Origin of the sequence: uncultured Maricaulis sp., from assembly GCF_905480005.1 — a bacterium.
Lineage (GTDB): Bacteria > Pseudomonadota > Alphaproteobacteria > Caulobacterales > Maricaulaceae > Maricaulis.
Window position 1 is genome coordinate 1 of record NZ_CAJQOO010000170.1, and the last position, 6,713, is coordinate 6,713.

The following is a 6,713-nucleotide window of genomic DNA, read 5'->3' on the forward strand; positions in this document are numbered from 1 at the left end:
GCCTGGCCCCTTGTCGACGCTTTCATCGATCAGGAACTGACCCGCTACGGCCTGACCGAGAGCGATCTCGTGCTGTGCGGCTTCTCGCAGGGAACCATGCTGTCGCTGGCGACCGGTTTGCGACGGGAAAGGCCCGTGGCCGGGATTATGGGCTTTTCCGGCGCCCTTCCCGGTGGCGGGCGCCTGAAAGAGGAAATGCGCTCCAGGCCGCCGATCATGCTGGTCCATGGCGACCAGGACGACGTCCTGCCGCTGGGCTTCATGTTCGACGCACTGGAAAACCTCGCCGCTGCGGGTCATGGCGCGCAATGGCATATCTCCCAGGGCCTGCCGCACTCGATTGGCGAGGACGGGCTGGATATCGGCCGGCAATTCATCGGCAATGCCCTGTCCGGGCGTTACCGCTGAGCCACACCCTGTTGTCGTCATCGAGGTTTTTTGGCCCCGTCATAGGACTGACACGCGAACAGGGGTAACCTTCGATTGAGCGTGGGATGTGAAATGATTCGCCGAAGCGAATCCGCATCTTGCGCGCGATGGGAGGTGTGCTTTCAGGACTGTGGTCCGGAATACCCACCCCCTCCCGGTCGGGCTCACCCCATGGGGGCAGGCCTGTCGCAGCGGGGGAGGTCGCCATGCAGGTGCTTGATCGGGCGCCGCAGGGATGGCCCTGTCTGGTCCTGAATGCGGACTATCAGCCCCTGAGCTATTGGCCCCTGTCGACCTGGCCCTGGCAGGAAGCGATCAAGAATGTCTTCCTCGAACGGGTGGCCGTGATTTCGCATTATGCCGAGGTCGTGCATTCGCCCAGCTTCGAGATGCACGTGCCTTCGGTCGTCGCCCTGCGGGACTATGTCCACCAGAACCGCACGCCCGCCTTTACCCGATACAATGTCTGGCTCCGCGACGGGTTCAAATGCGTCTATTGCGGCAAGCATGGCGTCGACCAGCTGACCTTTGATCATGTCATCCCGCGTCGCGCCGGCGGCAAGACCAGCTGGGAAAACATCGTCGCCGCCTGCGGGCCGTGCAATCTGAAGAAGGGCGGTCGCACGCCGCGCGAAGCGCGCATGCCGCTGCCCCGCCCGCCGCAACGACCCTCCCTGCATGAACTACAGGCCCAGGGCCGCAAATTCCCGCCGAAATTCCTGCATGAGAGTTGGCTGGACTATCTTTATTGGGACATTGAACTGGAGCGCTGAGATCGGGATTGCCAAACCTGGCAAATCTGATTCAGAATGCGACTTCTTGTCGTCAAGGAGATCAGAATGCATCGCGAAACGAACCAGACTGGCGACTCGACCCGGGTGAGCTTCACCGGCGTCTGGACGATGGACGAGTTTGAGCCGAACAAGGCCTTGCTCGAGCAGTTGGAAGGCTCCGGCGCGACGTCGGTCGAGTATGATCTTTCCGGTGTTCCCGCAATCGATTCGGCGGGGATCGGCATGCTGATCCTGGCCAATGATCGACTGGGCAAGGCTGGGATCGAATTCCGGATTTCCGGATCGCATGGTGCGGTCGCACAAATCTTCGAGGTGGCCAAGATCGGCGACCTGATCACCTTGGTCTGAGGCGGCTGGAATGTCTGCGGGCCTGAACCCGCAGACATCATTGCTCGCTAGTTGCGGGTCAGGCTGTAGCTGATCGAGGCGACGAAGCGGCTGTCATCGATATCGCTGTCATGCCAGCGCGCACCCAGCGAAACCGGGCCGGTTTGCCAGCTGACGCCCAGCTGCCAGTCCTCATAGTCCGCGCCAACCAGGTCATCGAACTGGCTGGTGCCGTAACGCGCATCCAGGCTCACCGCGTCGGACAAGGCCCAGGCAATGCCAGCCTCGAGATAGCTGGCGCTGCCAGTCTCAAGGTAGAAGTCGTCGCTCCAGGACCATTTCGCGTCCCAGCTCAGATCGCCATAACTGCGCCCGACCGCTGCGTAGAATTCGTCGAAATCCTGGTTGCCCGAAGCGCTGGGCGCGCCGGGATAGGTGTAGCGGATCCAGCCGAAATCGAGGTCGAAACCCGCCACGCTCGGAGCGTAGCCGGCATAGACATCCATTTCGACATCGGTGCCGTCACCAAAATCGACATTCGAGCCCCAGACGCCGACATAGAAGTCGCCCATGGAGACGTCGGCACCGAGCTGCAGTGCCGCATCGCCATCGGTCTGGGTTACGCCTCGAAAGACATAATCGCTCGCTACTGTGGCGCTGAAGTCGACTTCCTGGGCGCTGGCCGTGCTCGAAAGGACCGCGGCCGTCGCCAGGCCGAGAAGGGGTGTGATGTATGATTTCATGATGGTTACTCCAGGTCAGGCGGCGCGCACGCCATTAAGGAAGACGTTGACTTCCCGGTCCAACATTTCGGCGAGGCCGCTCAACTCCTCGGAGGCACCCAGAACCTGAGTGGCCGAGGCGGATGCGTCTTCGATGGCGCGGGCGACATCGGAGATGTCGTTCGAGACCGAACGCGTGCTGGAGGCGGCGGTCTGGATGTTCCCGGCAATCTCGCGGGTCGCGGCAGTCTGCTCTTCGACCGCGCCGGCGATCGAGGTCGCAATCTCGTTGAGGTCGCCGATCGCCCCAGCGACGCTGTTGATGGCGTTGGCCGAAGTCTCGGTAGCGGCCTGGATGGAGTGAATTTGCTCTGCAATCTCACCCGTCGCGGCATCGGTCTGCGATGCGAGCTGTTTGACCTCCTGGGCCACGATGGCGAAACCCTTGCCGGCTTCGCCTGCGCGGGCGGCCTCAATCGTCGCGTTGAGGGCGAGCAGATTGGTTTGCTCGGCGATCTGCTGGATCAGCGCGATAACATCGCCGATCCGCTGTGCGGCGCGCGACAGGTCCTGGACTTCGCTGACGGTGCGATTGGCCTCCTGTTCGGCGGTTGCGGCGGCGGAGGTCGACTGTGCGGCCCGGCGACCAATCTCGGCAACCGTGGCTGTCATTTCTTCCGTCGCTGCAGCGACGGATTCGACATTGCCGGTCGCGGAGGCGGCTGAGTGTGAAGCAGACTGGGCCTGATGCGTGGTGGTGCTCGACATTTGCGTCAGCGCATTGGCCGTCGCGGTAAACTCGGTCGCCGAATTGGAGACGGTTCCGGCGATGCCCGCGATCGTGCGCTGGAAGCCGGAAATCAGGACTTCCAACTTCTCCTGGCGCTTCGCATTCGAGGCATCGATATCGGCTTGGTGCGTGTCCAATTCGCGCTTTTCGACCAGGGCGAGACGGAAGGTCTCCACCGTGCGGGCGAGTTCGCCCACTTCGTCGCCGGCGGACTGGGAGGGGACATCCTGATCCAGATCACCGCCCCCGATACGAGCCGTGATATCCGTGATGCGCCGGATGGGTTGGGCGATGCGATTGGCCATGAACAGGCCTGCAAGACCAATCAGCACTGTCAGCCCAGCGGTCAAAAGGAAGCTGATCAGCTGGGTCTGGCGCGATGCGGCCAGGGCTTCATCGACACTCTGCGAGACCACCAAATTCCACCGGACTCCGGCGACATCTGTTGGGGCCAGGAAGAGATAGCTGTCCTCATCATGAAAACCACGCATCCGCGCGAACAGCGCTTCGCCGGTCGCGGCAGCGTCCAGCAGGCCGGACGGAACTGCGTCGGTCAGAATGGAGTCCGCGCTGCCGAACCGCGGCGCAGTGCGCATCAGGCCATCGGCGCCGAACGCATAGGCGTCGCCTGTCTCAAGCAGACCGGTTTCGGACCCCATCACGTGGTTGAGCCGGTCGATCGGCATCTGGAAGACAAGGGCGCCTACGCGCGCACCAGAGGCGTCAAGGACTGGCGTCGCGATGAAGCTGGCCGGCGCACCGTGACTGGGCGCATAGGGTTGGAAGTCAAAGAAATGGGTTTCGGAATCGCCGCCGGCCATGGCCGCGCGGAAGGCGTTGCCGAGATCCGTGTCGCGATAGGGACCCGTGTTCAGATTGGTCGCGTAGTCGAGTTCCTTGAAGACCGTGTAGACCAGATTGCCATCCCCGTCGAAGAGGAAAATGTCGTAATAGCCGCGTGCGCGCAGGAGCTGCCGGAACCATGGGTGGTGGCGACCATGCGCCTGGCTGTAACGGCTGCCGTCCGGCGCCTGGTCGAGATTTTCCTTCTGTCCGGTCGGGTTGGGATTGTCCTCGATATAGAGCTGTTGAAGGCGCTGGGCCGGAGCGCCGTTCAGCGCGTCGAAGCCGTCGTGGAAGTCCGCCAACGCCGTGACTGTATTGGGGTTGGTCGCGGTCGTGCGCAGATCGTCTCCGATCTGCTCCATATAGTCGACCAGCGCGTTTTCTCGTTCCAGCGCGATCGCACTCAACCGTTGTTCGGTCGCCTCGCGCGCGGCATTTCCGCCCTGGATCGAGGCTGCGACGCCAAGGGCAATGCCCAGGGACAAACAACCAGCCATGCTGATGAGGCCGAACTTCAAGGACAGGTTGAGTCTGTTGAACATTGCTGATTCCTGTGCGTGGACTTCCCGTCACGCATATTTCGCAGTCAGTCTTAACAACCCGTTGCTTTGTGCAATTCATCGGCCATCGTCGGTGTATTTTTTATCCTGAATCCGGCGCTCGACGGTCCACAGGGTCGACAGGGTCGATCGGGATGCGAGGCCGCGGCGCGATGCCCGGGCGGGCACAACATGCCGTCAGTGTGTTGAAGGCGAGTCGCAGGCTGACAGATCCCGATCCGGTCGCCGGTTCAGATCCGTTCCGAGACCTTGATGGCGACCCGGCAGCCAGCCTCGATGGCCTTGGAGAGCAGGGCATAGCCCGGCGCCTGTCTGGCGCCTTCCTCGATGGCGAGGTCGCGGTGCTCAAGCTCTTCCTCGCGGAATTTCGTGAACAGGGCCGCCAGTTCCGCCTCGCCCATGGCGTGGAGTTCCTCGATCTGGCCGGCATAATGCTTTTCGATCACGCTCTCGACGGCTTCGGTACAGGCATGGGCAGCCTTCTCGCCCATCAATGCCGTGGCAGCGCCCAGCGCGTGGCCGGCCACATCCCAGATCGGGGCGAGGGCGGTCGGGCGGGTGCCGCGTTCGAAGATCAGCCGGTCGAATGTGTCGAGATGATGCTGTTCATCCGCTTCCATTTCTTCCAGCTGCCGGGCGATCCGCGCCTTGTGCGGCAAGCCTTTGAAGATCGCGCGCTGACCCTGGTAGATCGCGACGGCGCCGTACTCGCCCGCATGATCGACGCGCACCATTTCCTCCACCCGGCGGCTATTGCGGCGCTTGCCGGGCAGGGGCGGGACGAAGCCTGTGTCGGCCTTGCTCATGATTTCAGCCCTTTCAGGCCGATCAGGACGGCGACACCCGCCATGCCAGCCGAGATCAGCGCATTGAAACCGGCCATGGAAATGCCGAGCATCGTCCAGGCGGCCTCATCGCACAGGACGACGGGCGGGCAGGCGCGTTCCGGGTCGATCAGACAGGACATGTCAATCTGTGGCGTCCCGCCGGTCGTGGTGCAGGTCTCGGGGCCGGGCCACCAGCCATATTCGACGCCGGCATGCCAGCCTGCAAAACCGGCCGAATAGATCAAGACCGCGGCGATCACGAAGATCATCCAGGGGGCCGCTTTCGCTAGGGCCGGACGCAGGATCAGGGCGAGGCCGAAGACGAGACCCAGGCCGATCACTGTCATGTGGATATGGCGCTGATCGTAGCACAGGGCACAGGGTGGATAGCCGCCGATATATTCAAACCCCCAGGCGCCCAGCATCAGCAACAGGGAGCCCCCGGCCAGCAGGAGCGGCCAGCGTGTCAGTGGAAACTGGGACAGGACCGGGTTCATGAAACGCAACATTACGGCATCACCTCCCACGCGCACCGCGACCAATGCGCACACAGATTGCAGACCGGCACGTCAGATCAGCGACCGGATGAAGTCCTTCAATACATCAGCCGCTGCCCCGCCGAAGAATGAAAACAATGTTATCAGCAGAAGGATCCAGGCGAGTCCGAGAACAAGTCCGGCCAGGACGAGAAGCCCGTCGCGGGTGAGAAGGCCCAGGGACGCAATCACCAATGCAATCCCCGGCGTGGAATTGGTCAGGGGCAGGGGTACCAGGACCGAGGCGCAGAACAGCACGAAAATGCCACCGACCAGGCGTTCCGCGGTCGGGCCGGCCAGGGCGACCAGGCGGGGCCGCGCCAGCGCTTCCAGCCAGCCGAACCATTTGCGGCCGCCGCGGGCCATTCGCGCCAGCCCGGCCTTTTCGATCCGCCGCGCCTTGAAACTGCCGGGCAGCCAGGGCTCCGGACGGCCCAGCATCATCTGCGCCGAGATCGCCATCATGGGCAGGGCCATGACTTGCGGCACGCCGTAGAGAAAGGGAATGCAGACCGGCAGGGCCATGGCGAACAGGATCACGCCAAAGGCCTGTTCGCCCAGCGCATCGACAAACTCACCCAGGCTCAGCCCCTCATCCGGCGCCGTGTCCGCGATCTCTTCCAGCGTCCCGATGAGGCCGCGCTCTGCGTGTGTTTCGCTCATTGATGCTTTCATCCCTGATCGGGCGGCAGACTAGCGACAGCCGCAGGCCTCTCCAAGCGGAATGGGTTGTTGACAGGGCGCGGGCGGATGGGCAGCTTGCGCCTCCGATTTTCCCCGCTCCGCACAGCCTGCCCATGCAGGCCCGGACGGCGATCACAGGGCCCCTGTGGCGGAATTGGTAGACGCGACGGATTCAAAAGATTTTGTATTCAAAATTAT

The 6,713-nt window shown here is 62.9% G+C and carries 8 protein-coding genes; 3 read left to right on the forward strand and 5 right to left on the reverse strand.

Annotated features, from left to right (window positions below; all coding sequences use genetic code 11):
• The 3 genes from QZ266_RS14155 to QZ266_RS14165 form a co-directional block, all read left to right on the forward strand.
• The coding region (locus tag QZ266_RS14155; protein ID WP_367178248.1) for an alpha/beta hydrolase at positions 1-408 on the forward strand (408 nt) is incomplete at its 5' end.
• A gap of 227 nt (positions 409-635) precedes the next feature.
• Complete coding sequence (locus QZ266_RS14160; protein WP_295696261.1) at positions 636-1,202, forward strand: HNH endonuclease; 567 nt, start codon at positions 636-638, stop codon at positions 1,200-1,202.
• A gap of 66 nt (positions 1,203-1,268) precedes the next feature.
• On the forward strand, positions 1,269-1,571 hold the full coding sequence (locus tag QZ266_RS14165) for an STAS domain-containing protein (RefSeq protein ID WP_295696263.1): 303 nt from the start codon (positions 1,269-1,271) through the stop codon (positions 1,569-1,571).
• Positions 1,572-1,618: 47 nt separating this feature from the next.
• On the opposite strand, the gene QZ266_RS14170 is transcribed toward QZ266_RS14165, so the two are convergent.
• From QZ266_RS14170 to QZ266_RS14190, 5 genes are all read right to left on the reverse strand, one after another.
• Positions 1,619-2,293: a TorF family putative porin gene (locus QZ266_RS14170; RefSeq protein ID WP_295696264.1), complete on the reverse strand. Its 675-nt coding sequence runs from the start codon at positions 2,291-2,293 to the stop codon at positions 1,619-1,621.
• Positions 2,294-2,308: 15 nt separating this feature from the next.
• Positions 2,309-4,450: a methyl-accepting chemotaxis protein gene (locus tag QZ266_RS14175; protein ID WP_295696266.1), complete on the reverse strand. Its 2,142-nt coding sequence runs from the start codon at positions 4,448-4,450 to the stop codon at positions 2,309-2,311.
• A gap of 248 nt (positions 4,451-4,698) precedes the next feature.
• Positions 4,699-5,274, reverse strand: a complete 576-nt coding sequence (locus QZ266_RS14180; protein ID WP_295696268.1) for a demethoxyubiquinone hydroxylase family protein — start codon at positions 5,272-5,274, stop codon at positions 4,699-4,701.
• The gene (locus tag QZ266_RS14185) at positions 5,271-5,804 is read right to left on the reverse strand and encodes a disulfide bond formation protein B (protein ID WP_295696269.1); all 534 of its coding nucleotides are present in this window, start codon (positions 5,802-5,804) and stop codon (positions 5,271-5,273) included. The genes QZ266_RS14180 and QZ266_RS14185 overlap by 4 nt, the downstream gene beginning before the upstream one ends.
• A gap of 60 nt (positions 5,805-5,864) precedes the next feature.
• Positions 5,865-6,494, reverse strand: a complete 630-nt coding sequence (locus tag QZ266_RS14190) for an exopolysaccharide biosynthesis protein (RefSeq protein WP_295696271.1) — start codon at positions 6,492-6,494, stop codon at positions 5,865-5,867.
• Positions 6,495-6,713: the final 219 nt, after the last annotated feature.